We start from the raw sequence: 1,004 nt of genomic DNA, 5'->3' as shown, positions 1-1,004 counted from the left end.
CTATTATTTTGTTGATTGAAAGAAATATAGAGCATAGAACCTTCTTGATTAATATGTCGCAAGTTACTGGCCTCCAATAAATTTAATAAGTTGTAACAATTATAACGCATATATTGTTATAATAATATTTAAATTAACATAATGTATTAATATAAATATGAAAAGGTGATTATAATCAAAACTAAAAAGATTATTTTTTCTATTGTTATTACTACTTTTAATAATAAAAATACAATAGAAAAAACTTTGGACTCAGTAATGGAACAAAGTTTAGACGCAGATTTATATGAAATAGTTATTGTTGATGATTGTTCAAACGATGGTACATGGGAAATATTGCAACGATACAATAATTTTAATATTAAAATGTATAGATTAGCTCAAAACAGTGGCGGGCCATCTATACCTAGAAATACTGGGGTTAAACACAGTATCGGTGAGTATTTATACTTTTTGGATGGTGATGATTGGTTAGAACAAAATATTTTGGAAACGATTTCAGAAAATAAAAAATGGCATAAGAGCGATTTAATTATTTCAAAAGTCATTAAACATACAGAGAAAAATCAATCCGTTCATGCCAGATTTATGACAGTCAAGACACACGTTAATGAGCAAAGTTATAAAATTCCCTATTTATATTATTATTTAGGGCCTAGTGGAAAGTTTATAAAGCGTAAATTAATTAAAGACCATGATATACAATTCCCAACAAATTTACATTTTGGCGAAGATAAAATGTTTTTTGTAAAAGTATTTGAAAAAGCTCAAAAAGTGACAACTACAACATGTATTGGAGCACATATCAATCGCTACTCAGATAATGTTTCGATTGTTAGAAGAACTAGTTTTATTAAAAAGAGAGAAAGTGATTTAGCTATATTTGAGTATGTATTGAATATGAAAGACAAAAAGCGTAGAGATAAGTTTTTGCTGCGAAATTTGGAATATGATTTATTAACAAGCTGTAATTCACATGTCTTTTTAGATTAACCAAAAGAGAC

At 27.2% G+C, this 1,004-nt stretch carries 1 protein-coding gene; it reads left to right on the top strand.

The window, feature by feature from the left end; all coding sequences use genetic code 11:
• Positions 1–165: 165 nt before the first annotated feature.
• Positions 166–993 (top strand): glycosyltransferase family 2 protein, encoded by an 828-nt coding sequence (locus ACF91D_RS30675; protein ID WP_392438527.1) that lies wholly within the window; start codon positions 166–168, stop codon positions 991–993.
• Positions 994–1,004 lie beyond the last annotated feature (11 nt).

The organism is Staphylococcus sp. 231237_7MaSpsaltlick (assembly GCF_043107035.1).
Note: the sequence above shows the minus strand (reverse complement) of the source record. Positions and strands in the feature narration are given on the sequence as shown.